Raw genomic sequence first — 26,561 nt, forward strand, 5'->3', positions numbered from 1 at the left:
GCCGGATTGGCCGCGTGCGTGAGCGCCCGCGGATGAGTCGCGCGTCCACTTCGCTGTCCGCCGCGATGGCGACGCCGCGCCCGATGAGCGCGAAGCGCGCGGCCGCGATCTGGCTCGGCCTCGCGCTCGCCGCCGTCACGGTGCTCGGCGCGTCGCTGGTGCTCGGCAGCGTGCCGCTCGCGCCGTCGCGCGTGCTGGCGGCGCTCGCGCCTACACACACGTTCGGCGGCACGGGCAGCGACGATCTCGCCGGCGAAATCGTGCGCACGTTGCGTTTGCCGCGCGCACTCGCGGGCTTCGCGTGCGGCGCGTTGCTCGCGCTTGCCGGCGCGCTGCTGCAGGTGCTGCTGCGCAATCCGCTGGCCGAGCCGTACGTGCTCGGCGTGTCGGGCGGCGCGGCGACGTTCGCGCTCGTCGCGATGATCGCGGGCGGCGCATGGTGGATCGTCGATGCGAGCGCGTTCGCGGGCGCGTTCGTGTCGATCCTGCTGGTGCTCGGCCTCGCGCGTCGCGAGCTATGGCGCGGCGAGCCGCAGGACACGTCGCCGCGTTTGCTGCTGACCGGCGCGGTGATCGCGGCCGGGTGGGGCGCGTTGATCACGCTGCTGCTCAATCTCGCGCCCGATAGCCGCCTGCGCGGCATGCTGTTCTGGCTCACCGGCGACCTCAACGGCGGCGCGCTGCCGTGGACCGCGCTGATTGCGCTCGCGCTCGTGTTGCTCGCGATCGTCCCGGCCGCGCCGCGTCTGAACGTGCTGCTGCGCGGCGACGCCGCCGCGCAGGCGTTGGGCGTCGCGGTGATGCCGCTGCGTTTGCGCGTGTACCTGGTCGCGTCGCTGGCGGCGGCCGCGGCGGTGACGACCGCCGGCACGATCGGCTTCGTCGGTCTCGTCGTGCCGCACGTGCTGCGGCTCGCGTTCGGCAACGATCAGCGCATGCTGCTGCCGGCGGCCGCGCTCGGCGGCGGTGTCGCGGTGATGGGCGCGGATCTGATCGCGCGGACCGTGATCGCGCCCGCGCAATTGCCGGTCGGCGTGATCACGTCGCTGGTCGGCGTGCCGGTGTTTCTGTGGATGCTGCTCAAACGCCGCCGATGATGCGAGCCGAACCCAGCCCCACCGGTTCGATGCTGAGCACGCAGCGCCTGACGTTGCGCGCCGGCGCGCGCACCTTGCTCGAGGCGTTCACGCACACGTTCCATGCGGGCGAAATCTGGTGCATCGCCGGGCCCAACGGCGCGGGCAAGACGACCTTGCTGTCGACGCTGGCGGGCCTGTTGCATCCGGCGGCGGGCCATGTCGAACTCGATGGCGTGCGCGTAGCCGACTGGCAACCGCTGCCGCTCGCACGGCGCCGCGCGCTGATGCCGCAAAGCGCGGCCGATGCGTTCAACGCAAGCGTGCTCGACATCGTGCTGCTGAACCGCTTCCCGCATCTTGGCGGCTGGGGCTGGGAGCGCGACGAGGATCGCGCGGCCGCGCGGGCGGCGCTCGAACGGCTCGGCCTCGCGGACTTCGCGGCGCGCGACGTGCTGTCGCTGTCGGGCGGCGAGCGTCAGCGCGTTGCCCTCGCGGCGGTGCTGTGCCAGGACGCGCCGCTGTTGCTGCTCGACGAACCGTTGTCGCATCTCGACCTGCATCATCAGATCGACTGTCTCGAAGCGCTCGTCGCATGGACGCGCGAACCGCGGCGTAGCGTGCTGTTCTCCTGCCACGACCTGAACCTCGCGCGCCGCTTCGCGACGCACGCGTTGCTGCTCGACGGCGCGGGCGGCGCGTACGCCGGTCCGGTGCGCGACGTGCTGACGCCTGCGTTGACGAGTCGCGCGTTCGGCTATCCGCTGATTCTGATTCGCGACGGCGAGCACGAGGCGCTGATTCCCGCGCCGCGCGCGCGTCACGAATCGCCTGCCGGTCATGACGCACAGCCAGGTTGATTATCGACTCCTATTACCCCCCTATTCCTTTTCGACCGCACCTATGACTCACATCCCACTCCCGACCGGTTTGCCCGAAGTCGCCCCGCTCGATCAAACGCTGCGCGCCGAGCTGCAACGGATCATCGATACGCGCACCAAACCGCCCGGCAGCCTCGGCCGGCTCGAAACGCTGGCGCGCCAGATGGGCCTGATCCAGCGCAGTACACGTCCCACCGTGCGGCGTGCCGCGATGATCGTTTTCGCGGGCGATCATGGCATCGCCGCCGAGGGCGTGAGCCCGTATCCGCAAGCGGTGACCGCGCAGATGGTTGCGAATTTCATCGCGGGCGGCGCGGCGATCAACGCGCTCAGTCGTGTCGCGGGTCTCGAACTCGAAGTGGTCAACGCGGGCATTGCGACGCCGCTGCCATCGACGCACGGACTCGTCGACATTCCGGTCGGCCCCGGCACGCGCAACTTCGCGCACGAAGCCGCGATGACGCACGCCGAAGCGCTCGCCGCGATGCAGGCGGGCGCCGCGCGCGTGCGTCATCACGCGGCGCTAGGCACGAACGTGATCGGCTTCGGCGAGATGGGCATCGCGAACACCTCGGCGGCCGCGTGTCTGATGAGCCGTCTGTGCGGCGTGCCGATCGACGACTGCGTCGGCCGCGGCACCGGTCTCGACAACGCCGGCCTCGCGAAGAAGCGCAACGTGCTCGCGTCGGCGCTCGCGCGTCATGCGGACGCAAGCGCGCCGCTCGACGTGCTCGCGACCTTTGGCGGCTTCGAGATCGCGATGATGGCGGGCGCGTATCTGGCCGCCGCCGAGGCGCGCATGACGATCCTCGTCGATGGCTTCATCGCGACATCCGCTTTGCTGGTGGCCGATGCGTTGTCGCCCGACGTGCGCGAGTACTGTGTGTTCGCGCATGCGTCGAACGAGGCCGGGCATCGGCGCATGCTCGATCATTTTGGCGCGCAGCCGCTGCTATCGCTCGACATGCGGCTCGGCGAGGGCACAGGCGCCGCGCTCGCGGTGCCGTTGCTGCGCGCGGCGGTGGCCTTCTTCAACGAGATGGCGAGCTTCGATTCGGCGGGCGTCGCGGATCGCGAACCGTGAAGCGCGCGAGCACACGCTTCGCGAGAACGCGAAGCTCGGCCTGCATCGCTGTGAACCTGCACTCGCCACGTCCATGAACCCGCTCGCGGAACTGCGCTATTTCTTCACGGCGCTCGGTTACTTCACGCGCGTGCCCGTGCCGCGCTGGGTCGGCTTCGAGCCGCATTATCTGAATGCCGCGGCGCGCTATTTTCCGCTCGTCGGCGTGTTGGTCGGCGGCTTCAGTGCGCTTGTCTATCTGGCCGCGCTGCGCGTATTTCCGGCGAGTGTCGCGGTGCTGCTGTCGATGGCCGCGTCGCTCGTCGTGACGGGCGCGTTTCACGAGGACGGTCTCGCCGATTGCATCGATGCGTTCGGTGGCGCCTATACGCGAGAAGATGCGCTGCGCATCATGCACGACTCGCGCATCGGTCCTTTCGGCGCCATCGCGCTGGTGATCGCTCTGACGATCAAATGGCAAACGCTCGAGGCGTTGCCACCGCTGCGCGCCGCGAGTCTGATGCTTGCGGCGCATGGCGCGAGCCGCGCGTGCGCGATCAGTTACCTGGCGACGCTCGACTACGTGCGCGCGGCCGGCAAGGCCAAGCCGGTCGCGCAGCGTTTGAGCGGACCGGCGCTGCTGTGCGCCGTGCTGTTCGGGCTGCCGTGGCTGCTGTGGCCGAACGGCCCCGGCGCCCCCGACTGGCGTTTCGCTGCGCTCACGTGTGTCGTGCTGTTCGCGCTGCGCTTCGCGATGGGCCGCTATTTCGCCCGACGCATTGGCGGCTATACCGGCGATTGCCTCGGCTTCGCGCAGCAGATCTTCGAATTGAGCATCTATCTGGTGGGGCTTGCATGGATATCGTCCTGATTCGACATCCCGCTGTCGCGCTCGAGGCGGGTGTCTGTTACGGCCATAGCGACGTCGCGTTGGCGGAAGACGCCGAGCTCACGTCCAATGCGCTGGCGGTAAAGCTCGCGAACTTGCAGGTGCCGGCGCCGCGCGTGTTGATCACGAGTCCGCTCACCCGCTGCGCCGCGCTCGCGGCCGAGATCGCGAACGATTTCGGCTGCGTGGTCAGCCACGACGAGCGTCTGAAGGAAATGGATTTTGGCGCGTGGGAAGCGCAGCGCTGGGACACGATCGATCGCGCGCTGCTCGACGACTGGGCCGCCAATTTCGAACATGCGCGCTCGCATGGCGGCGAGAGCGTCGCGCAATTCGTCGCGCGTGTGCGGGCGTGGTTCGATGCGTTCGCGCAGACGCGCGAGTTGTCGCCCGCGTACGTGGTCACGCATGCGGGCGTGATGCGCGCGATCGCGTCGTGGGTGCTGGAAGTGCCGCTCGCGCGTTGCCTGCAGTGGTCGCTCGATATGACCGGGATCGTCTGGTTGCGACGTAACGACGAGACGCTGCAGTGGTCGCTCGTGCGATGGAATGCGTGAGCCGCGTTGTCATGCTGAGAACCGCTCGGTTTTTGCGCGACACGCGGCGCATTATGGCGCGGACGGCTTTCTGCGCGAGCGCGCGAGTTCGAGGTCCTCGCAGAGTTGCCGCGCGCCTTGCGCGATGCGCGGTGCGGGGCGGTTGATCAGATCGCCGTCGATCGCAAACAGGTTGTGGTTCGCGACGGCCGCGAGTCCCGGCCACGCGCGCCATGTGTCGAGTTGCGGCAGCGCCGTGTCGGGCCGCGTCGCGCCCGGTGCGGCCGTGACGATCGCCTCCGGGTTCGCCGCGAGCACCGCTTCGGTCGACACGGTCGGCACCAGCGGCTGCAGGTCCGCGAATACGTTGCGGCCGCCGCATAGCGCGATCACATCGCTGATCATGTGCTCGCCGTTGAGCGTCATCAGCGGCCGGTCCCATACCTGATAAAACACGCTGACGATCGGGCGATTCGCATACCGCGCGCGCAGACGGGCGATGTCGTCGCGATAGGCGGCGGCCGCCGCGTCCGCGCTCGCTGATGTGCCGAGCAGCCGGCCGAACCTGGTCAGCGATACGGCGACGTCATCGAGACGGCGCGGCTCGCTGAAAAAAAGCGGCACGTGTAGCTCGCGCAAGCGATCGAGCTGACGCTGCGCATTGCCATGCCGCCACACGACGATCAGGTCCGGTTTCAGCGCGACGATGCGTTCGAGATCGAGCGCCTTGTTGTCGCCGACGCGCGGGAGTTGCTTCGCTTCGGGCGGATAGTCGCTGTACGACACGGCGCCGACCATCTTCGGGCCGCCGCCCGCGGCGTACAGCAACTCGGTCACGTGCGGGGCGAGGCTGATCACGCGCTGCGCGGGCTCGGCGAGCGTGACGGTCGCGCCGCTGTCGTCGGTGACGGTGATCGCGGCGTGCGCGCCCAGCGCAGTCAGCGCGAACACTGCAACGCCGAACCGACGGAGGACGCGACGCGCGGGCGCGGCACAGGGGCTGGAGCGAGTCAAGCGGATCATCGGGCGAGGACGGGTCATGAAGCGTTGAGCGGCTGGCTTTGAAGAACAGTGTGCTAACCCGACCGCGCGACATCGAGCGCGTGAACCGCCTGTTGCAACTGCTGTTCGAAGCGGGTCCATTCGGCATCGTCGCCCGGTAATCCGAAGCGGACACTGGCCGATGGCACACCGGGCGATGGCGGAAAAAGACGCGTCCACACGCCGCGCCGCGCGAGCGCTTCATGCAGCGCGGCGGCGCGCGCATCGTCGGTCCATGCGAAGAGCGGCGTGCCGCGTGTCGCGAAGCCGTGCCCCTGCAACAGCCCGGCAAGCCGCGTGCTCTCGCCACTGAGCCGCTCACGCATGCGGGTCTGCCACGCGGCGTCGGCGAACGCGGCGCTCACTGCATGACGCGCGGGACCGCTGACCGTCCACGCGCCCAACCGGTCGCGAAGCGCGGCGAGCAATGCGGGCGCGCCCAGCACGAACCCGGCGCGCACCCCCGCGAGTCCGAAGAACTTGCCGGGCGAGCGCAACACGACGAGCCCGTTCCGATGCGTGTGCGCCACCAGCGACGCGAACTGCGCGGCCGGCAGCGTATCGGCGAACGCTTCGTCGACGAGCAGGGTGCCGCCTCGCTCGCGTAACTGCGCGTGCCAGTGCAGCAGCCTCGCGGCGTCGACATGCGCGGCTGTCGGATTGTCGGGATTGACGATCGCGACGTGCGACAGCGCGGCGGGCAGCGTGTCGCTGTGCACGTCGAGCGGCGCGACCTCGTGTCCCGCGCGCGCGAACGCGGGCGCGTACTCGCCGTAAGTCAGCGGTGCGATGCCGACCGTCGCGCGCGGCAGCAACCCGGGCAGCGCGCGAATCGCCGCCTGGCTGCCGGCCACCGGCAGCACGTGCGCGGCATCGGGCGCGCCATAGTAGCGCGCGGCGCGTTCGGCGAAGCCGTCGCCTTCGTCGGGCAAACGGCGCCATGCGTCGGCGGGGAGCGCGCGGCACCGGATAGCCGTGCGGATTGATGCCGGTCGACAGATCGAGCCACTGCGCGTACGGAATGCCGTAGCGCGTCGCCGCTTCGTGCAGGTTGCCGCCGTGCGCGATCGGGCCGCTTGCGGCGTATTCAAGCGGCGGTATCGGGTCGGTCATACGCTCATCCCACTCCAACGCGCGTCGTTCCGCTCAGCCATGAAACGGCACGCTCAATAACGCCAGCACGATCAGCACGGCCAGCCACAGAATCACCGTGCGTTCGACCAGCATCAACGCGGCGCCCACATGACGCGCCTCGGCGGGATGCCCGAAGCCCAGCGTCGGCCGATGCTCGAGTGCGCCGTGATACACGGCCGGCCCGCCGATCAGCACGTTCAGGCTGCCGGCGCCGGACGCCATCACCGGGCCCGCGTTCGGGCTCTCCCAGCGTGGCGCCTGTTCGCGCCAGCAGCGCCAGGCGGTCAGCGTGTCGCCAAGCAGCGCGTAGCTCGTGGCGGTCAGGCGCGCGGGAATCCAGTTCAGCACGTCGTCGATGCGCGCGGCGGCCCAGCCGAAGCGCAGATAGCGCGGCGTGCGATAACCCCACATCGCGTCGAGCGTATTGGCGAGGCGAAAGCCGAGCGCGCCTGGGCCGCCCGCGAGCGCGAACCAGAACAGCGCGCCGAAGATCGCGTCGTTGCCGTTTTCGAGCGCCGATTCGACCGCGGCGCGCGCGAGCGCGGCCTCGTCGGACTGGGCGGTGTCGCGCGAGACGATCCGCGCGGTCAACTCACGTGCCGTGGCGAGATCGCGTTGCCCAAGCGCTCGCGCGATCGGCTCGATGTGGTCGCGCAGGCTGCGCGCGCCGAGCGCGAACCACAGCAGCGCGACGTGCAGCGCGCAGGCCGCGAAAAGCGGCAGGACGACGACGAGCCACCACGCGATCAGCACCGGCGGCAGCACCGCGAGCGCCCATGCGAGCAGACCCTTGAGCCGCAGACGCCGGTCGTGATTGAAGCGCGCCTCGATGCGCACGGCCCAGTTACCGAAGCCGACGAGCGGATGCCGGCGGCTCGGCTCGCCGAGCCAGCGATCGACGGCGACGCCCGCGACCGCGAGCGTCGCGACGAGCGGCATCGTCAGCGGCGGCATCACGCGCGGCGCGCGCTTTTCAGCGCCAGCGGCAGACCCGCGACCATCAGCGTGGCCGCGCTGCTCAACGCGGCGATGCGCTGATTCAACCGCCCGAGTTCGTCGACGTAAAGACGCGTGGCTTCGCCGAGCGGCACGACGCCGAGGCCGATCTCGTTGCTGACGACGATGAGCTTGCCGCGCGCGCCGACGAGCGCCGCTTCGAGCGCGGCGGCCTGCGCGTAGTAGTGCGGCAGCGGCGGCGTGACGCCGTCGGCCGGACACAGCAGGTTCGCGAGCCACAGCGTCAGGCAGTCGATCAGCAGACACTGGCCCGGTGCGTCGTGCTGCGCGAGCGCGCCCGCGAGGTCGTCGTCCGATTCGACGAGCCCCCAATGCGCGGGCCGCCGCTCGCGATGATGCGCGATGCGCGCTTTGAATTCGGCGTCGTCGGTGATGCGGGCGGTGGCGATGTAGGTGACGGGGAGGGCGCTGTCGCTGGCGAGCCGCTCGGCGTGCGCGCTCTTGCCCGAGCGGGCGCCGCCGAGGACGAAGGTGAGGTCGCGGGGAGTCATCATGCGATTGTACCGGCGCGATGGGATAATGCCGCTCGATTGCATCGCACTGCGCAGCGTGCGCCATGCGCTGCATGGCAACGCCACTGTCCACATTCCACCTGCATCCCCGACCCGAATGGCCGCTCTCCCCGACCCCCTGCCCGTGCCGCGCGGCACGCTGATGATCCAGGGCACTACGTCCGACGCGGGCAAGAGCACGCTGGTCGCGGGACTGTGCCGGCTCGCGCGGCGCGCGGGCGCGCGGGTTGCGCCGTTCAAGCCGCAGAACATGGCGCTGAACAGCGCGGTGAGCATCGACGGCGGCGAGATCGGCCGCGCACAGGCATTGCAGGCGCTCGCCGCGGGCATCGACGCGCACACCGATCTGAATCCGGTGCTGCTGAAGCCGACCAGCGATCGCGGCGCTCAGGTGATCATCCACGGCAAGGCGCGCATCAATCTCGACGCGCGCGCGTATCACGACTACAAGCCGGTCGCGTTCGAGGCGGTGCTGGAGTCGTATGCGCGGCTGCGCGCGTCATACGACACGATTTTCGTCGAAGGCGCGGGCAGTCCGGCCGAGATCAATCTGCGCGAGCGCGACATCGCGAACATGGGCTTCGCGGAGGCGGTCAATTGCCCGGTCGTGCTGGTCGCCGACATCGATCGCGGCGGCGTGTTCGCGCATCTGACCGGCACGCTCGCGTGTCTGTCCGACAGCGAGCAGGCGCGCGTGCGCGGCTTCATCATCAACCGTTTTCGTGGCGACATCGGCCTGCTAAAGCCCGGGCTGGACTGGCTCGAGGCGAGGACCGGCAAGCCGGTGCTCGGCGTCGTGCCTTATCTGCATGGCCTGACGCTCGACGCCGAGGACATGCTGCCGCCCGAGCTGCGCGCGGCGGCAAGCGGCGATTCGCGCCGTCTGCTGCGCGTGGTCGTGCCGGTGCTGCCACACATCAGCAACCACACCGATTTCGACGCGTTGCGCGCGCATCCGCAGGTCGATTTTCACTACGTGCGCGCGGGCGCGCCGGCGCCGTCCGCCGATCTGATCATCCTGCCGGGTTCGAAAAACGTGCCGGACGACCTCGCGTTTTTGCGCGCGCAAGGCTGGGGCAACGTGCTCGCGCGGCATCTGCGCTACGGCGGCCGCGTGATCGGCATTTGCGGCGGCATGCAGATGCTCGGCCATGAGATCGCCGATCCGGATGGCGTCGAGGGCGCGCCGGGCACCTTCGCCGGCTTCGGCTGGCTCGACTATGCGACGGTGCTCACGCGCGACAAGACGCTGAAGAACGTGACCGGGCGCCTTGCGCTGCCCGGTGCGCCGGACCTCGCCGGCTACGAGATTCATATGGGCGAGACGCGCGGCCCGGCACTGGACACGCCGGCGCTGCGACTAGACAGTGCGACCGCAGGCGAGGGCGGCGTCGACTGTGGCCGTCCCGATGGCGCGTTGTCCGCCGATGGCCAGATTCTCGCGACCTACGTGCATGGCCTGTTCGACACGCCGGCCGCCTGCGCGGCGCTGCTCGCGTGGGCGGGTTTGAGCGATGCCGAGGCGGTCGACTATCCGGCGCTGCGCGAGGCGTCGCTGGAGCGGCTGGCCGATACGCTTGCCGCGCACGTCGATATGGGCAGACTGTTCGCGGCGATGGGGTGACGCGTTACGCCGGGCTGACTCAGCGGATCGAATGCAACGGCCGCGCGGACCGTGCGCTTAGTACAACACCATCTGCGTGCAACGAAACAGTGCGATGGTTTTGCCATCCGCAGCGGTGACCGTCGCGTCCCAGACCTGCGTGCTGCGCCCAAGATGCACGCCCTTCGCGACCGCGCGGATCGTGCCCTGCGTCGCGGTGCCGAGGAAGTTGCTCTTCAGCTCGATCGTCGTGAAGTTGCGCGCGTTGTCGGGCAGATGCGCGAGGCACGCATAGCCGCAGGCGGTGTCGGCGAGGCCGATCACGGTGGCCGCGTGCAGGAAGCCGTTCGGCGCGAGCAGCGCCTCGCGCACGGTCAGCTCGGCGAGCAGCGTGCCCTGGTCCACGGTCAGCACGCGCAGGCCCAGCAGGTCCGGCAGCTTGCCCTTCTGGCGCTCCTGCAGGCGTTCGACGGTGTATTCCGGGCGCAGTTTGCTCATCAGATTCAGGTCCTTGTTAAAAAAAACGGTGCGTCGGAGCGGCCGATTCGCGATGCGGGGGCTTCGGCCGCGCTGGATTTGTCGATATTATCAACGGCTGGACCGGGGGCGTACCTGAAAGGACCGGGGGCGTACCTGAAAGCCGAACTTCGAACGGCAGCGACTGTGGAGCCCGCCGGCGCCGGTCACAGTGGATCGGCGGGAACAGAGCAATAACGCGGCAAACCGGCTGGCAGCGTCCAGCCTTCTTTCCGGGAGATTTCATGTCGGTGATCGTGGTGGCGAATCCGAAGGGCGGCGTGGGCAAGAGCACGCTATCGACCAATCTGGCCGGCTATTTCGCCGCGGAGGGCGAATGGGTCGCGCTGGCCGACCTCGACAAGCAGCACTCCGCGCAGGCGTGGCTCGATTTACGACCCGCCACGTTGCCGGTCATCGAGACCTGGGAGGTCAATCCGGATACGCCGGCCAAGCCGCCGAAGGGCCTCGAGCACGCGGTCGTCGACACGCCAGCCGGCCTGCACGGCAATCGCCTGAACCTCGCGCTCGATCTCGCCGACAAGGTGATCGTGCCGTTGCAGCCGTCGTTGTTCGATATTCTTGCGACCCAGGAATTTCTCGAGCGGCTCGCGAAGGAAAAGGCGGTCAGGAAGGGTGCGATCGAGATCGGCGTGGTCGGCATGCGCGTCGATGCGCGCACGCGCTCGGCCGAGCAGCTGCATCGCTTCGTCGAAGGACTGAAGCTGCCGGTGCTCGGCTTTCTGCGCGACACGCAGAACTACGTGCAGCTCGCGGCGCACGGCCTGACGCTGTGGGACGTCGCGAAAAGCCGCGTCGAGAAGGACCTGGAGCAGTGGCAGCCGATCGTCGAGTGGACGAACGGCGCGGGGAAGAAGGGCTGAGGCGGGAGGTGACTACCCGCCATCAGTCCGGCCGCAAACCGGCCTCGCTCAGCTCCAGGCCTGCGTGGGCACGTGGTCGCGGCTGCCCTTGATCTTGTTGTTTTCATCGACGAATACGAGGTCCGGCTTCCAGCCCGCCTTCAGCTCCGCCTCGTCGACCACCGCAAACGCCGCGATGATGACCAGATCGCCCAGTTGCGCGCGACGCGCGGCCGAGCCGTTCAGCGAAATCATGCCGCTGCCGCGCTCACCCTTGATCGCGTAGGTCGAGAAGCGCTCGCCGTTGTTGATGTTCCAGATGTCGATGCGCTCGTTTTCGACGATGTTCGCCGCTTCTAGCAGATCTTCGTCGATCGCGCACGAGCCCTCGTAGTGGAGCTCGCAGTGCGTGACCGCGACGCGGTGAATCTTCGACTTCAGCATATTGCGTTGCATGATCAATCCTGTGTGGCTGCGGTGGCGCCGACGATTGCGGCGTCAGATTTCGAGGTTGTCGATAAGCCGGGTCGTGCCGAGCTTCGCGGCGGCCAGCACGACGAGCGGTGCGTCGGCGTCCTGCGGGCCCGGAGCGATCAGGTTCGAGCGCTTGCGGACCGCGATGTAATCGGGATTCCAGCCGCGCGCCGCCAGCGTCGCCTTGGCCGCCTGTTCGAGTTTCGCGAAGTCGCGCTCGCCCGCGAGCACCGCGTCGCGCACGCGATTCAATTCGGCGGCCAGCATCGGCGCCTCGGCGCGCTCGACGGGCGACAGAAACCGGTTGCGCGAGCTGAGCGCGAGGCCGTCGGTGTCGCGCACGGTTTCGGCGGCGATGATGTCGGTCGGCAGCGCGAACTGGTGGCACATCTGGCGCACGATCATCAGCTGCTGGTAATCCTTCTTGCCAAACACCGCGACGCGCGGCTGCACGCACGACATCAGCTTCATCACCACGGTACAGACGCCGTGGAAGAAGCCGGGGCGGAATTCGCCCTCGAGGATGTCGCCGAGATCGTGCGGCGGATGCACGCGATACTCCTGCGGCTCCGGGTACATGTCCCTTTCGGTCGGCGCGAACAGCACATAGACGCCTTCCTTTTGCAGCTTCTCGATGTCGGCTTCGAGCGTGCGCGGATATTTGTCGAAATCCTCGTTCGGGCCGAACTGAAGGCGGTTGACGAAGATGCTCGCCACCACCGGGTCGCCGTGTTGGCGCGCGAGGCGCATCAGCGACAGATGGCCGTCGTGCAGGTTGCCCATCGTCGGCACAAAGGCCGTCCGATTCTGGCCGCGCAACTGGTCGCGCAATTCATGGATCGAGCTGATGACTTTCATGATCGGACAGGGATAGGCTCGCGCGGCGCGCGAATCCGGTTGGCGCAAGACCTGCCGGAATCGCGCGGGCCATCGCCTCACCGGCAATGACGGGTTCGGAGCGCGGATTGTAGTGGATTTGGGCAGCGGGCGCACCGAAACGCGGTTGCGGTCCACAGCGGCGCGCCGCGCGCTCGCCACGCACTTCCCGCTGAGGCCCGCCAGGCTTCGCTGCGACGGTTGGTAACGATTTTCCCACGGTCCAGCCGTCGTGCGTCCGTCATTCAGCACTCAGGCCGGCAGGTACGCCAGCCGCACATAGATCGGCGCGAACGGCTCCGCCTGGGTGATTTCGACGAGCGATTCACGGCACAACTCGAGCACGGCGATGAAGTTCACGATGACGACCGGCACGCCGCGGCTCGTGTCGAACAGATCGGAAAACTCGATGAAGCGCGCGTTCTGCAACTGCCGCAGGATCATGCTCATGTGCTCGCGCACCGACAGCTCCTCGCGTGAAATCTTGTGATGCTGGACCAGCTTCGCGCGCTTGATCACGTCGGCCCAGGCGGCGCGCAGGTCTTCGCTGTTCACGTCCGGGAACCGCGGCGTGACGCTCTGCTCGATGTAGACCTCGGCGCGCAGGAAATCGCGCCCGAGCTGCGGCAACTGGTCGATGCGTTGCGCGGCGAGCTTCATCTGCTCGTATTCGAGCAGGCGGCGCACCAGTTCGGCGCGCGGATCTTCGGCTTCCTCGCCGGTATCGGCCTTCTTGACCGGCAGCAGCATGCGCGACTTGATCTCGATCAGCATCGCGGCCATCAGCAGATATTCGGACGCGAGTTCGAGATTGGTCTTGCGCAGTTGCTCGACGTAGCCGAGATATTGCCCGGTGACATCTGCCATCGGGATGTCGAGCACGTTGAAGTTCTGCTTGCGGATCAGGTAGAGCAGCAGGTCGAGCGGCCCCTCGAAGGTCTCGAGGAACACCTCGAGCGCGTCCGGCGGGATGTACAGGTCGTTCGGCAGCTTGAACAGCGGCTCGCCATATAGGCGCGCGAAAGCGACGCCGTCGACCGTGTCGGGCGTCGAGTCGGTGGCAGGCGTGGAGAGTGCGGCGTCGGACGGTGCCGGCGCAGTGCCGTGAACCGGACCGTGAGCCGGGCCGTGTAGCTCGTCAGCGTGACTCATCGTCGGCGCGACTGGCGAGCTTAGAAGTTCTGGTAGTACGAGTAAGGCGTCTGCGGCACGCGCGAAACCTTCTGCTCGGCGCGCTCTTCCAGATCGATCGGTTGTTTGTCCCACAGCAGTGCGCGGCCTTTGCGTTGCTCGGTCTCCAGATCGGGCTTCTGTTGCTTCAGCTGGTTCAGGAACTGGGTGATGTCCGATTGATACATGGCTCGACGTCCGTGGTGGGTAGGGTGGCGGCTCTTGGGTCGCTGCGGGGCGCCGCGAGGAGGGCACCGTCGTCCGCGATTTTAACGCATGCGCCGCGCGCGGTCGAACAACGCCGCGGGCGGATCATTTTTGAGACCAGGCGCGGAGCTCCGCCGGGGGCACGAGAGAGGCCGGCGAGGGTCGCGTTGTGGTCAAATAGCATGCCTCGATCGCTTGCGCGGCCGGGGGCGCGAGAATTCACTCATTGAGGCCGGAGGTCCTGTTTGGCGGGAGGTACGATCGACACGCCGCGTGCGTCGCGCGGCGAGACCGGCCAGGCGCAAGGGCGCGGGCACGCGCGTGAGCGCGAGGCGCTCGCGCAGCGCTGGCTGCGCGTGTCGCTCGCCTACAGCATCGGCCTGCTGATGCTGCTGCTGGCCGCGGGCCACGCCCACGCGGCGCGCACGGCGCCGAGCTACAAGATCGAGGTGATCGCCGAGCCGCGCTCGCTGCGCCGGTTGCTCGAACAGCACCTCGATATCTCGCGTTTCGCGAAGCGGTCCGACGTCACCGACGACCAGTTCTCGTTCCTGCTCACCGCGACGCCGCAACAGGTGCGCGATCTCGCCGCGACGCAGGGCTATTTCTCGCCGCTGGTCAGCACCGACGTGCGCACCGTCGACAACGTGCGGCAAGTCACCGTGCGCGTCGAGGCGGGCCCGCAGACCAAAGTCACGTCAGTCGATCTGTCGTTTCGCGGCGCGGTGTTGACCGAGGACCCGTCGCGCGAAAACGCCACGCGCTTCGCGTTCTCGTTGCACGAGGGCCAGCCGTTCTCGCAGGGCGACTGGGACGACGCGAAGAACGCGTCGCTGCGCGAGCTGCAATCGCGCCGCTACCTCGCCGCGAAGATCTACCACTCCGAGGCGCTGGTCGATCCGCGCACGCACACGGCGAAGCTCTCGGTGATCTACGACAGCGGGCCGACCTTCACGATGGGCGAACTCGACGTGCAGGGCACGAAGCGCTACCCGGAGCGCATCGTCCGTAACGTCAATCCGATCTCGCCGGGCGACATCTACGACACACGCACCGTCGCCGAGCTGCAGCGACAACTGCAGAACACGCCGTACTTCGCGAGCGTCGCGATCGACCTCGACAACGACCCGACGAAGCCCCTGAACACGCCGGTACACGTGAAGGTGTCGGAGTTTCCGTACCACAGCTTCCGCGGCGGCGTCGGCTATTCGACCGACAACGGCGCGCTCGTGCAGGGCGGCTACACGTATCTGAACACGTTCGGCGCGGCGTGGCCGTTCACCGTCGAGGGACGCGCCGACCAGACGCAGCAATACGGGCAGATTCAGCTGTCGATGCCGCCGGGCCAGCGCGGGTGGACCAACAGCGTGCTCGCGTCGTACACGACCACCGACGTCTCCGACACGCGCATCTACAGCATCCGCGGCGGCGTGCAGCGCTCGCGTACGTCGCAGTTCCTCGACTACAGCTACTCGCTGCTGTTCTACGACGATAAGCTCGACCAGAATGCGGCGCCGCCGACCCGCGCGCACGCGTTGGTGCCGGCATGGTCGTGGACGCGGCGCGACACCGACGACCCGCTGTTCCCGCGCCGCGGCAACCTGGTCCACGTCGAGGCGGGCTTCGCGGTCAAGGGGCTGCTCGCCGACCAGTCGTTCATCCGCGGTTACGCGCGCGGCCAGCAGTATTTCCCGATCGGCGAGAACGACATCGTGCTGATCCGCGCGGAGCTCGGCGGCGTCTTCACCAGCGGCAGCTCGAGCGGCATTCCGGCGTCGCTGCTGTTCCGCGCGGGGGGCTCGAACTCGGTGCGCGGCTACGGCTTCCAGAGCATCGGCAACGACGTCGCTGGCTCGATTCTGCCGACCAAATACCTGCTGACGAGCGCGGCCGAATACCAGCACTGGTTCTCGCACAACTGGGGTGCGGCCGCGTTCTTCGACATCGGCACGGCGACCGATACCTGGGGCGAAAAAATCTTCTATCCGGGCGTCGGTGTCGGCGCGCGCTGGCGCAGCCCGGTCGGCCCGGTCAACCTCGATCTCGCCTACGGCATCCGCAACAACAGCGTGCGGCCGTATATCACGCTCGGCATCGCGTTCTGACGTCTCGACGACAACCCGCTACCTCATCCGCCACCTTATTCGCCACCGCATTCACGCATGACCACCGACGTCACCGACCCGCCCTCCGCGCAGCCGCCCGGCGCCACGCCGCCAGGACCGCCGGACGGCCAACAGCCGCCCGACACGCCGCCGCCGAAGCAGCGCTGGGGCCGGCTGCTGCTGAAAACGGTCGCGGGCACGGTGGCCATGCTGGTGCTGCTCGGCGCGCTCGCGCTCGGCCTGCTGTACGGCGCGCTGACGACCGAGCGCGGCACCGCCTATGCGTGGCACGCGGCCGTCAAGCTGCTCGGCGGCCGGCTTGCCGGCACGCTCGACGGCGGCACGCTCGCGCACGGCGTGCAGCTGCGCGACGTGCGCTGGCGCAGCCTCGACGGCAGCGGCACCGACATCGAGATCGACCGCGTCGCCGGCAGCTGGGCGCTCGCGCGCGAGCCGTGGCGGTTCACGATCGATTACCTGCACGTCGGCACGATCGAGGCGCGGATCGGCGCGTCGTCGAGCAGCAATGAGCCGCTGAACCTGCCGCAGGATCTGCAACTGCCGATGCAGCTGGAGATCCGCGACGTGCAGGTCGAGCGGCTACTGCTGCACCAGGGCGCATCGACGACGGAGCTGTCGCGCTTCGCGTTTCATGGACGCAGCGACGGGCGTCATCACGAGGCGGCGATCGATCGGCTCGATACGCCGTTCGGGGCGTTGACGGCTGCGGCGAAGCTCGATGGCGTGCGGCCGTTTCCGCTCACGGGCGAGGTCGGTTATTCGGGCAAGGTCCGCGATGAAGCGGTGCAGGTGGCCGGCCACCTGAGCGGCACGCTCGAACAGCTGGTCGCCGAACTCGATGCCAGCGGCATGAAGCTCACCGGCCACGCGCGGGTCGAGGCGGCGCCGTTCGCCGCGGTGCCGCTGCAACGCGCGACGCTGAGCTTCGATCATGTCAATCCGCAGGCTTTCGCGCCAGCTGCGCCGCTGGCCGATCTGGCGGTGCGCGCGGAGTTGCAGCCGGTGGAGCCAGGCGCGGCGGCGGCCGGCGGCGCCAGCGCGGCCGGGCCTGCCGCCGCCAGCCATCCGCACCACGGCATCGGGGGCCACCACGCGCCGGCCGGACCGGCGACAGGTTTCGCCGTCGCCGGCCACATCTCGATCGTCAACGCGAAACCCGGCGCAATCGACCAGAAACTGCTGCCGCTGATCGACGCGAACGCGGACGTGCGCGTGGACGCCCGCGCGCAGAGCATCTCGAACCTGAACGTGCGGCTCGTGCGCAACGCGACGCTCACCGGCGGCGGCGCGCTGAGCGGCCGGCACGGCCAGCTCGATCTGAAGGTCGCGCGGCTCGACCTGAACGCGCTGCAGAGAACCGTGCGGCCGACGCAACTATCCGGTCCGATCGAAATCCGCCTGAACGACGACATCCAGACCCTGACGCTGGATCTCGCCGACCCCGCCGCCGCGCTGCGCGCCCAGGGCAAGATCACGTTCGACCCGGCGCGCATAAGCTTCAACGACGTGCGTATCACGTCGGGCCGCGGCCGCATCGACCTGTCCGGCGCGCTGAAGCACGATGCGAACTCGACTTATAACCTGAAGGCGCAGCTGACCGATTTCGATCCGCTGTCGCTGGCTTCGCAGATGCCGGCGCGCGTGCCGGTCGCGACATCCGGTGCGCCAGGGGCGAGTGGCGCGCAGCGCGAGCGGCACGCGCGGGCCGCGGCGCTCGTGGGTAGCACCGCTGGCGCGAAGAGCGCGGCGCCCGGCGATCAGGCCGCGGCCATCGCGAAGAACACCGCGCAAGCCGCGGTGCAGACCGAGGTGCTCGAGCGCAGGACGCCACCGCCCGCGCATCGCGCGACCCCCGCGCCACGCGCAGCCGCGCATGCAGCGGCGCACGCAGCCCCGCACGCAGCCCCGCACGCAGCCCCGCCAGCGCGCAGGATCGAGGCGCGCGTGAACGCCACGCTGACGGCGGTCGGCGTGCTCGCGCCGGTCTTCACGACGCGCGCCGAATTCAAGCTCGGTCCGAGCGTCTACGACGACCTGCCGCTCACGGGCGGCGGCACGATCCAGCTGGCCGGCTCGCGAATCCTGCCGAGCCGCGCGAATCTTTCCGTGGCGGGCAACCAGGTGAGTCTGCAAGGCAGCTTCGGCGCGGCCGGCGACCGGCTGCGCTTCGGCATCGACGCACCGCAACTCGACCGGCTCGGCTTCGGCCTCGCGGGCGCAGTCGCGGCCGACGGCGACCTTACCGGCTCGTTCGCGCATCCGAACGTCGCGCTGCATTACAAGGCCGACAGCGTCGTATTCGCGAGCAACCGCATCGGCCACGCGGAAGGCCACGCCGAGTTGCACGACGGCGCGAACGGCGCGCTCGCGTTCACGACCGACGCGCGCAATGTCAGCGCGGGCGGCGTCGACCTCACCACGCTGAGCGCCCGGTTGTCCGGCACGCGCGCGAATCACACGCTCGAAGCCGCCGCGACCGGCAAGCTGCAGGAGCGTCCGCTCGACCTGACGCTCGCCGCCAACGGCAGGCTGACCGACACGCGCGACGGCACGCGCTGGGACGGCACCGTCACGCGTCTGCAGAATCGCGGCACGCCGGCGCTCAATCTCGAAGCGCCGCTCGCGCTCAGCGCCGGGCCGGGGCAACTGACGCTCGGCGCGACGCGCCTGACGATCGAGGGCTCGGTGCTGACGCTGAAGTCGTTCGCGTTCGATCGCGGCCGCATCCAGTCGACTGGCAGCCTGACCGACGTGTCGCTCGCGCGCTTGCAGGAACTGCGTCAGGAGATCACCGGCGAGCCGCCTGCCGCGCGCACCGACCTCGTGTTCGACGGCGACTGGGACTTTTCGCTCGGCGCGACGGCGAGCGGCCACATCGAACTGCGCCGGCGCAGCGGCGACGTGACGGTCGAGATCGGCCGCGGGCTCGCCTCGATGGGCATCGGCGACATCCGCGCGCGCGCCGAATTCACCGGCGGCAACCGGCTCGACGCGACCGTGCATGCGCAGGCGAGCCGCGTCGGCGTGATCGACGCCGACGCGCACACCCCGCTCGTGCTGCGCGACGGCATGCTGAGCTTCGATCCGCAAAGCGCGCTGTCGGGCAACGTAGACGCGAACGTGCCGTCGCTGCGCACGACTGGCGGCCTGCTCGGCCCGAGCTATCTGCTCGAGGGCCGTCTCGCGCTGAAGCTCGCGCTCGGCGGCACGGTCGCGAAGCCGAACGTGACCGGCGCGCTGACCGGCGACGGTTTGTCAGCGACGGTCGTGAGCCAGGGCGTGCAACTGAAGGACGGCGTCGTGCGCATCGCGATGTCGCAGAACGTGGTGGACTTCCAGCAGGTCGAGTTCCACGGCGCGAGCGGCACGCTGCGCGCGACCGGCCGCGTGCGCCTCGACGGTTCGGAGCCCGATCTGAGCGCGAGCATCGTCGCGGACAAGCTCGACGTGTTCGCGTCGCCGGACCGTCATCTGTCGCTGTCGGGCAGCGCGAACATCGCGAACGGCGGCCCGGAGCGCGGCCCCGTGATCGACGGCAAGTTCGTGGTCGACAGCGCGCTGTTCGATATGCCCGAGCAGGCTGCGCCGAGCCTTGGCGACGACGTCGTGATCATCCGCCCGGACGGCACGCGCACGGGCGGCCGGCCGCGTCCGAGCGAAGGCCAGCAGCGGCCGGCGAGCCCGTTCGCGCCGCGCGCCAACATCGAGATCGGCCTCGGCAACAACTTCCGCTTCCGCGGCCAGGGCGCCGATCTCGGCCTCGCCGGAGCGATCACCGCGACGAGCGCGCCGAACACGCCGCTGCGCGCGGTCGGCAACGTGCGCGTCACGCCGGGTTCGACCTATACCACGTTCGGCCGCAAGCTCGCGATCGAGAACGGTTTCTTCACGTTCAACGGTCCGGTCACGAATCCGGGCATCAACATCCTCGCGATGCGCCGCAACCAGCAGGTCGAGGCGGGCGTGCAGGTGACGGGCACGCTGCAGGCACCGGTCGCTCGGCTCGTGTCGGAGCCGAGCGTGCCGGACAACGAGAAACTCTCATGGCTGCTGTTCGGCCACGGCACCGACCAGGGCAATAACCTCGGCCAGCAGAGCACGATGACGACGGCGCTGGCGCTGCTCGGCAGCGCGACCGGCAAGCGGATTGCGCAGACCGTCGGGCTCGACGAGTTTTCGATCGGCCGCAGCGACGTCGGCCTGACCGATCCGCAGGTCGTGATGGTGTCGAAGGCGATCAACGAGTGGCTCGTGATCGGCTACGAGCAGGGGCTGCAGTCGGCCAGCAACGCGATCAAGGCGACGATCAATCTGACGCGGTACTGGTCGCTGGTCGCGTATGGCGGCACGTTCTATGGCGCCGACGTGCTGTACACGCGGCGCTTCGATCGGATCAAGTGGTGACGCGGGCGGCGTAACAAAGCATAACGGCACGCTTTGCAGCGTGCCGTTATCGTCATACATGCTTGTCGAGGTGCGAGGTGCGAGGCGCCCGCGGGCGCCTCACGTCGGCGTTACTTCACGCGCATGCCGGGCTTCGCGCCGCTATGCGGCTCGAGCACGTAGAGGCCCGGTTCTGCCTTCTCGTCCACCGCCGATGCCGCCAGCACCATGCCCTCGGACATACCGAACTTCATCTTGCGCGGCGCCAGGTTCGCGACCATCACGGTCAGCTTGCCGATCAGCTGCTCGGGTTGATACGCCGACTTGATACCCGAAAACACGTTGCGGGTCTTCTCTTCGCCGACGTCGAGCGTCAGTTGCAGCAGCTTGTCGGAGCCTTCCACGGCCTTGCAGTCGACGATCTTCGCGATGCGCAGATCGACCTTCGCGAAATCGTCGATCGTGATGATGGCGGGCTCTTCTTCCTTCGCGGCGGGGGCCTTGGCGGTTTTCTTCGAGGTGGCCTTCGCGTCGGCCGGCGCGGCTTCCGGCGTGGCCTGCAGCGAGTCACGATTGGCCGCGAGCAGCGCCTCGATCTGCTTCGGATCGACGCGCGTCATCAGATGCTTGTACGCGTTGATCGGGCGCGCCGAGCTGAGCGGCACGGTGGCGTCGGCCCACACGAGAGGCTCGATGCCGAGGAAGGCCTCGACCGCTTCGGCGAGCTTCGGCAGCACCGGCTTCAGTGCCAGCGACAGCAGACGGAACGCCTCGATGCTGACGCTGCAGGTCTCGTGCAGCGCGACCGCGTTGGCCGGGTCTTTCGCCTGATCCCACGGCTTCGCGGTATCGACGTAGGCGTTGACCGAGTCGGCGAGCTCCATGGTCTGACGCAGCGCGCGGCTGTACTCGCGCGCCTCGTAGTGCGCGGCGATCTGCGGAAGCGCCGCGCGCAGCGTGCCGAGCAGCGGATGATGCATCGCGCTGTCCTGCACGCGGCCGTCGAAGCGCTTGATCAGGAAGCCGGCCGCGCGGCTCGCGATGTTCACGTATTTGCCGACCAGATCGCTGTTCACGCGCGCCTGGAAGTCGTCGAGGTTCAGGTCGAGGTCTTCCATCGTGCTGTTCAGCTTGGCCGCGAAGTAGTAGCGCAGCCATTCCGGGTTCAGGCCGGTGTCGATCACGCTTTGCGCGGTGATGAAGGTGCCGCGCGACTTCGACATCTTCGCGCCCTCGACCGTCAAAAAGCCGTGCGCGAACACGTTGGTCGGCGTGCGATGGCCGGAGAACTCGAGCATCGCGGGCCAGAACAGCGTGTGGAAATACAGGATGTCCTTGCCGATGAAGTGGTACTGCTCGGCCATCGAGCCCTTGCGGACCCACGCGTCGAAGTCGATGCCGCGTTTTTCGGCGAGGTTCCTGAAGCTCGCGTAATAGCCGATCGGCGCGTCGAGCCACACGTAGAAATACTTGCCGGGCGCGCCCGGAATCTCGAAGCCAAAGTACGGCGCGTCGCGCGAGATGTCCCAGTCGGCGAGTCTGGCTTCGCCGGCGTCGCCCAGCCACTCGCGCATCTTGTTGGTCGCTTCCGGCTGCGCGAGGCCGCCGACCCACGCGCGCAGGAAGTTCTCGCAGCGCGGATCGGACAGGCGGAAGAAGTAGTGTGTCGAAGTCTTGCGAATCGGCGTTGCGCCCGAGACGACCGAGTACGGATTGACGAGCTCGGTGGGTTGGTAGGTCGAGCCGCAGACTTCGCAGCTGTCGCCGTATTGATCTTTCGCGCCGCACTTCGGGCACTCGCCCTTGATGAAGCGGTCCGGCAGGAACATTTCCTTGACCGGGTCGTACGCCTGTTCGATCTCGCGCGCGTCGATCAGCCCCGCTTCCTTCAGCGCGAGGTACACGTTTTCGCTGAGCACGCGGTTTTCGTCGGAATCGGTCGAGTAGTAGTTGTCGAACGAAATGCCGAAGCTGTCGAAGTCGCGCCTGTGTTCCTGCCACACGCGATCGATCAGCTGTTTCGGTGTCAGGCCTTCCTTTTCCGCGCGCAGCATGACCGGCGTGCCGTGCGTGTCGTCGGCGCCGACGTAGTAGACCTCATGACCGTGCATTCGCAGCGCCCGGACCCAGATGTCCGTCTGGATATATTCGACCAGATGGCCGATATGAATCTGGCCGTTCGCATACGGAAGGGCCGACGTGACGAGAATCTGACGACGGCCGCAGAGCGCGCCTGCTGGGAGATCGGTGGCGGGTGCTGACATAGGGATCGAGGGTGCCTGCGATGGGACGAAACGGTGATTTTAGCAGGGCGCACGCCGCAGGCGGGCCGGGCGCGGCGGGCTGGACGAGCGCAGCAGAAGGGACGGGCGCTGGGGTGGCGGACGGCCAGCGACGCTTTGCGAAGCAAGTGCAAAACCGCGCGGGCAAAAAAAACCGGGGTCGCTAAACCCCGGAGCAACAACGACAAGAGGAGAATGGTGCCGTGACGGCTTCGCCAGCCACGTACCGTAAAGAGAGACCGCGGATTTTCGGCAGAGTTCGAAATTTTTTTTTCGAACCGTCGACAAACCAGTGCAGCGGCCCGCTCCGCCCGCCAGGCCTGCGCGGCTGAAAAGCCCGGCCAGCCCGGCCGCTCCTGCTCCTTGAGACCTGCCCTTATTGCGTCGCGTGTTGGGCGGTGGCGCGCAGATAGATTTCGACGCGACGGTTGGCCGCGCGGCCGGCTTCGGTGTTGTTATCGGCGATCGGCTGGTTCGGGCCCATGCCGGTGGCCGACAGGCGCTGCGGCGCGATGCCGCGTTGCGCCAGATAGCCGGTCACGCTCTGCGCGCGATTGACCGACAGCGTCTCGTTGTATTGCAGCGAGCCGGTGCTGTCCGTGTGGCCGACGACCGAGGCGACCACTTCGGGATTCTGCTGCAGCGTCTGCGCGAGCTGGTCGAGCACCGGCGCGAACGACGGCCTGACCGCGTAACTGCTGGTGTCGAACGTGACCGAACTCGGGATGTTCAGCTTGAGCGAGCCGTCCGGCTGCTCGGTGATCTGCGTGCCGGTGCCCTTGGTCGCGCCCGACATGCGGTTGCGGATGTTGTCCCAGTTGTAGCCGGTGACGCCGCCGACCGCCGCGCCGGCGGCCGCGCCGATTGCCGCGCCCTTGCCACCGCCGAAGATCGCGCCGAGCGCCGCGCCGGTGCCGGCGCCCACGCCGGTGCCGACCGCGGTGTTGGTGCCCTGTTGGGTCGCGCAGCCTGCCATCAGCGAGCCGGCGACTGCGAATACGGCCATGCGAGTCATGATTTTTGCGTTCATCTTCGTTTCCTTTTTAGTGCGAATAAACCAGCGGGTGGCGATCAGCCTATGCAGCGAATATGACGGCCCTGCAGCGACCACCCAGAAAGTTCGGCGACGACTCCCGCGCCTTGCTCCGCGCGGTCCGACAGCGAAGAAGGGTCTTCGGGCACCGTCTGCCGTCAGACACTACAATAATGCCTGAACCGCGCAGCGATGCGACCCCACGGCGTCCCGGTGCCCCGAAGGGTGCCCGGCCCGTCCGGTTTTCGCAATCCTGCATAACAATTTCTTGCAAATTCCGCCGCGTGGCCGATCGGTCCATCTCGCCGCGCCGCACCTATTCCCCACGGAGTTTCAATGAGCATTGATCGGGCTTTGGTCGACGCCGCCATCGCGGCCATCGCTGACCCTAACACCGGCGCGCCGTACGCGGCCGCGAAGAGCATTCGCAACGTGGCCGTGGAGGGCGACGCGGTCAGCCTTCAGGTGACGCTCGGCTACCCGGCGAAAAGCCAGTTCGACGCGATCCGCCAGCAGTTCGCCGACGCGCTGCGCGCGGTGCCCGGCGTCGCGAACGTGCGCGTCGAGGTTTCGCAGCAGATCGCCGCGCACACCGTTCAGCGCGGCGTGAAGCTGCTGCCCGGCGTGAAGAACATCGTCGCGGTTGCCTCGGGCAAGGGCGGGGTCGGCAAGAGCACGACCGCGGTGAATCTCGCGCTCGCGCTCGCGAGCGAGGGCGCGTCGGTCGGCATTCTCGACGCCGATATCTACGGCCCGTCGCTGCCGACGATGCTCGGCATCGAGGGACGCCCCGAATCGCCCGACGAAAAATCGATGAATCCGATGACCGGCCATGGTGTGCAGGCCAACTCGATAGGTTTCCTGATCGAGGCGGACAACCCGATGGTGTGGCGCGGCCCGATGGTGACCTCGGCGCTCGAGCAACTGCTGCGCCAGACCAACTGGCACGAACTCGATTACCTGATCGTCGACATGCCGCCCGGCACCGGCGACATCCAGCTGACGCTCGCGCAGCGCGTGCCTGTCACGGGCGCCGTGATCGTCACGACGCCGCAGGACATCGCGCTGCTCGACGCGAAGAGGGGCCTCAAGATGTTCGAGAAGGTCGGCATCCCGATCCTCGGCATCGTCGAGAACATGGGCCTGCACATCTGCTCGAACTGCGGCCACGAGGAGCACATCTTCGGCGCCGGCGGCGGCGAGCGCATGGGCAAGGAATATGGCGTCGACGTGCTCGGCAGCCTGCCGCTCGACATCACGATCCGCGAGCAAGCCGACTCGGGCAAACCGACGGTCGTCGCGGACCCGAACGGGCGCATCGCGCAGATTTATCGCTCGATCGCGCGCAAGGTCGCGGTGCATATCGCCGAGCGCGCGCGCGACATGAGCTCGAAGTTTCCGAACATCGTCGTGCAGAACACCTGAGCGGCCGCTCGGACAAGGGATTAGGGGCGATCTCGATCCCTATTTTCATGGGCTCTCGCGGTATCATGTCGACTTCACAAGTCCGGCTCGGCGGCCGCAGGGGCGGCCGCCAGGCCGACAAGAGGATCGCATGGGAAAACGAATCGACGGGCACGCGGTACATGCGTTCATCGTCCTGACTGCCAGCTGTGTGCTGTTCAGCGGCTGTGGCGTCTTCCTGAGGCCACAGGAAAAGCGCGCCGACGCGCAACTGCTGCCCACCGTGGGCAATCAGGCGCACGGCCTCGTGACCTTTATCGAGCGCTCGGACGGCGTCCAGGTCACCTACAATCTCACCGGCTTGCCGCCCAATAGTGACCACGCGCTGCAGGTGCACGAGCGCGGCGACTGCAACGCCGCCGACGGCTCCAGCGCCGGTCCGGTATTTTCGCCGGCGGCCGAGCGGCTCAAGGCCGGCGCGCGCGTCGAGGGCGATCTCGGTAACATCCATGCGGACGCGAACGGCGTGGCCACCGGCTTCATCGTCGCGCCGGACGTGTCGCTCGACGGCATCCGCTCGGTGCTGCAGCGCGCGGTGCTGCTGCACCACGACGCGACCGATCCCTACGCGTACCCTCAGCATGGCGCGGGCGCGGCGATCGCCTGCGGCGTGATTCGTCAGCAGTGAACGGCGAGCGCGCTTTGGCCGCTCTGCCAACGGGCAGCGGCGGCAGCATCTCCGTGTTCGCGTAAAATAGCGGCCTTCGCCGGCTGGGCGCCGAAGCGCCGGCCGGCCGTTTTTCATCTATCTTTCGTCACACCTGATATTCACGCCGAGCAGCGTTCACCTATGACCATCAAATCTGACAAGTGGATCCGGCGCATGGCCGAGTCGCACAATATGATCGAGCCGTTTGCGCCCGATCAGGTTCGCGTCTCCGAAGACGGCCGGAAGATTGTCAGCTTCGGCACGTCGAGCTACGGCTACGACATCCGCTGCGCCGACGAATTCAAGATCTTCACCAACATCAACTCGACGATCGTCGATCCGAAGAACTTCGACGAGAAGTCGTTTGTCGATTTCAAGGGCGACGTCTGCATCATCCCGCCGAATTCGTTCGCGCTCGCACGCACGGTCGAGTATTTCCGCATTCCGCGCAGCGTGCTGACCGTGTGTCTCGGCAAATCGACGTACGCGCGCTGCGGGATCATCGTCAACGTCACGCCGTTCGAGCCGGAATGGGAAGGGCACGTCACGCTCGAATTCTCGAATACGACACCTTTGCCTGCGAAAATCTACGCGAACGAAGGCGTCGCCCAGGTGCTGTTTTTCGAAAGCGACGAGATTTGTGAAACGTCGTACGCGGATCGCGGCGGCAAATACCAAGGTCAACACGGCGTCACGTTGCCGAAAACGTGACGTCGGCAGCGTCTTGACCGACCAGTTATTCGGGTGACCGCTGCGCTTTCCACGT

General features: G+C 67.9%; 22 protein-coding genes and 1 pseudogene. 12 read left to right on the top strand and 11 right to left on the bottom strand.

The window, feature by feature from the left end; translation table 11 throughout:
• Window positions 1-32: 32 nt before the first annotated feature.
• The 5 genes from OKW43_RS17665 (at window position 33) to cobC (ending at window position 4,466) form a co-directional block, all read left to right on the top strand.
• Window positions 33-1,097: a FecCD family ABC transporter permease gene (locus tag OKW43_RS17665; RefSeq protein ID WP_187636636.1), complete on the top strand. Its 1,065-nt coding sequence runs from the start codon at window positions 33-35 to the stop codon at window positions 1,095-1,097.
• Entirely contained in the window at window positions 1,094-1,936 is an 843-nt protein-coding gene (locus tag OKW43_RS17670; protein ID WP_429451704.1) for an ABC transporter ATP-binding protein, read from the top strand. The genes OKW43_RS17665 and OKW43_RS17670 overlap by 4 nt, the downstream gene beginning before the upstream one ends.
• A gap of 43 nt (window positions 1,937-1,979) precedes the next feature.
• On the top strand, window positions 1,980-3,041 hold the full coding sequence (gene cobT / locus OKW43_RS17675; protein WP_429448745.1) for a nicotinate-nucleotide--dimethylbenzimidazole phosphoribosyltransferase: 1,062 nt from the start codon (window positions 1,980-1,982) through the stop codon (window positions 3,039-3,041).
• Between the two features lie 73 nt (window positions 3,042-3,114).
• Entirely contained in the window at window positions 3,115-3,891 is a 777-nt protein-coding gene (locus tag OKW43_RS17680; RefSeq protein ID WP_429448747.1) for an adenosylcobinamide-GDP ribazoletransferase, read from the top strand.
• Window positions 3,876-4,466: an alpha-ribazole phosphatase gene (cobC, locus tag OKW43_RS17685; RefSeq protein ID WP_187636633.1), complete on the top strand. Its 591-nt coding sequence runs from the start codon at window positions 3,876-3,878 to the stop codon at window positions 4,464-4,466. Before OKW43_RS17680 ends, cobC begins: the two co-directional genes overlap by 16 nt.
• Window positions 4,467-4,517: 51 nt before the next feature.
• Here cobC and OKW43_RS17690 read toward each other — a convergent pair whose 3' ends face one another.
• The 4 genes and pseudogenes from OKW43_RS17690 to cobU form a co-directional block, all read right to left on the bottom strand.
• Window positions 4,518-5,468 carry a cobalamin-binding protein gene (locus tag OKW43_RS17690; RefSeq protein ID WP_429451706.1) on the bottom strand — a complete coding sequence of 317 codons (951 nt, stop codon included), beginning with the start codon at window positions 5,466-5,468 and terminating at the stop codon, window positions 4,518-4,520.
• A gap of 53 nt (window positions 5,469-5,521) precedes the next feature.
• Window positions 5,522-6,599: pseudogene (cobD, locus tag OKW43_RS17695) on the bottom strand (threonine-phosphate decarboxylase CobD).
• 33 nt (window positions 6,600-6,632) lie between these two features.
• Window positions 6,633-7,574, bottom strand: coding sequence for an adenosylcobinamide-phosphate synthase CbiB (gene cbiB / locus OKW43_RS17700; RefSeq protein ID WP_429451708.1), 942 nt, complete (start codon window positions 7,572-7,574; stop codon window positions 6,633-6,635).
• Entirely contained in the window at window positions 7,574-8,128 is a 555-nt protein-coding gene (cobU, locus tag OKW43_RS17705; protein WP_429451710.1) for a bifunctional adenosylcobinamide kinase/adenosylcobinamide-phosphate guanylyltransferase, read from the bottom strand. Before cobU ends, cbiB begins: the two co-directional genes overlap by 1 nt.
• Window positions 8,129-8,246: 118 nt before the next feature.
• Between cobU and OKW43_RS17710 the strand changes: the two genes are divergently transcribed.
• A complete protein-coding gene (locus OKW43_RS17710; protein ID WP_429451712.1) occupies window positions 8,247-9,773 on the top strand; it encodes a cobyric acid synthase in 1,527 nt (508 codons plus the stop codon).
• Window positions 9,774-9,830: 57 nt separating this feature from the next.
• On the opposite strand, the gene OKW43_RS17715 is transcribed toward OKW43_RS17710, so the two are convergent.
• On the bottom strand, window positions 9,831-10,250 hold the full coding sequence (locus OKW43_RS17715) for a PaaI family thioesterase (RefSeq protein WP_187636630.1): 420 nt from the start codon (window positions 10,248-10,250) through the stop codon (window positions 9,831-9,833).
• Between the two features lie 263 nt (window positions 10,251-10,513).
• On the opposite strand from OKW43_RS17715, the gene OKW43_RS17720 reads away from it, so the two are divergent.
• Window positions 10,514-11,152, top strand: a complete 639-nt coding sequence (locus OKW43_RS17720; protein ID WP_187636629.1) for a ParA family protein — start codon at window positions 10,514-10,516, stop codon at window positions 11,150-11,152.
• 48 nt (window positions 11,153-11,200) lie between these two features.
• On the opposite strand, the gene panD is transcribed toward OKW43_RS17720, so the two are convergent.
• From panD to OKW43_RS17740, 4 genes are all read right to left on the bottom strand, one after another.
• Window positions 11,201-11,587: an aspartate 1-decarboxylase gene (gene panD / locus OKW43_RS17725; RefSeq protein WP_018431692.1), complete on the bottom strand. Its 387-nt coding sequence runs from the start codon at window positions 11,585-11,587 to the stop codon at window positions 11,201-11,203.
• A 42-nt stretch (window positions 11,588-11,629) separates the two neighbouring features.
• The gene (gene panC / locus OKW43_RS17730; RefSeq protein WP_187636628.1) at window positions 11,630-12,463 is read right to left on the bottom strand and encodes a pantoate--beta-alanine ligase; all 834 of its coding nucleotides are present in this window, start codon (window positions 12,461-12,463) and stop codon (window positions 11,630-11,632) included.
• Between the two features lie 270 nt (window positions 12,464-12,733).
• Complete coding sequence (locus OKW43_RS17735) at window positions 12,734-13,633, bottom strand: segregation and condensation protein A (protein WP_429448751.1); 900 nt, start codon at window positions 13,631-13,633, stop codon at window positions 12,734-12,736.
• A 20-nt stretch (window positions 13,634-13,653) separates the two neighbouring features.
• A complete protein-coding gene (locus OKW43_RS17740) occupies window positions 13,654-13,839 on the bottom strand; it encodes a DUF3460 family protein (protein WP_429448753.1) in 186 nt (61 codons plus the stop codon).
• Window positions 13,840-14,103: 264 nt separating this feature from the next.
• Here OKW43_RS17740 and OKW43_RS17745 point away from each other — a divergent pair, with 264 nt between their 5' ends.
• Window positions 14,104-15,963 carry an autotransporter assembly complex protein TamA gene (locus OKW43_RS17745; RefSeq protein WP_429448755.1) on the top strand — a complete coding sequence of 620 codons (1,860 nt, stop codon included), beginning with the start codon at window positions 14,104-14,106 and terminating at the stop codon, window positions 15,961-15,963.
• Window positions 15,964-16,020: 57 nt separating this feature from the next.
• Window positions 16,021-20,388 (top strand): translocation/assembly module TamB domain-containing protein, encoded by a 4,368-nt coding sequence (locus OKW43_RS17750; protein WP_429448757.1) that lies wholly within the window; start codon window positions 16,021-16,023, stop codon window positions 20,386-20,388.
• Window positions 20,389-20,498: 110 nt separating this feature from the next.
• On the opposite strand, the gene metG is transcribed toward OKW43_RS17750, so the two are convergent.
• Together metG and OKW43_RS17760 are read right to left on the bottom strand one after the other, a co-directional pair.
• Window positions 20,499-22,631, bottom strand: a complete 2,133-nt coding sequence (gene metG, locus OKW43_RS17755) for a methionine--tRNA ligase (protein ID WP_429448759.1) — start codon at window positions 22,629-22,631, stop codon at window positions 20,499-20,501.
• Between the two features lie 394 nt (window positions 22,632-23,025).
• Entirely contained in the window at window positions 23,026-23,679 is a 654-nt protein-coding gene (locus OKW43_RS17760) for an OmpA family protein (protein WP_429448761.1), read from the bottom strand.
• A gap of 339 nt (window positions 23,680-24,018) precedes the next feature.
• Between OKW43_RS17760 and apbC the strand changes: the two genes are divergently transcribed.
• The 3 genes from apbC (at window position 24,019) to dcd (ending at window position 26,506) form a co-directional block, all read left to right on the top strand.
• Window positions 24,019-25,107, top strand: a complete 1,089-nt coding sequence (apbC, locus tag OKW43_RS17765; protein ID WP_187636621.1) for an iron-sulfur cluster carrier protein ApbC — start codon at window positions 24,019-24,021, stop codon at window positions 25,105-25,107.
• 130 nt (window positions 25,108-25,237) lie between these two features.
• Complete coding sequence (locus tag OKW43_RS17770) at window positions 25,238-25,774, top strand: superoxide dismutase family protein (RefSeq protein WP_187636620.1); 537 nt, start codon at window positions 25,238-25,240, stop codon at window positions 25,772-25,774.
• 162 nt (window positions 25,775-25,936) lie between these two features.
• Window positions 25,937-26,506: a dCTP deaminase gene (gene dcd / locus OKW43_RS17775; RefSeq protein WP_187636619.1), complete on the top strand. Its 570-nt coding sequence runs from the start codon at window positions 25,937-25,939 to the stop codon at window positions 26,504-26,506.
• Window positions 26,507-26,561 lie beyond the last annotated feature (55 nt).

Source organism: Paraburkholderia sp. WC7.3g, from assembly GCF_050436345.1.
Taxonomy (GTDB): domain Bacteria; phylum Pseudomonadota; class Gammaproteobacteria; order Burkholderiales; family Burkholderiaceae; genus Paraburkholderia; species Paraburkholderia podalyriae.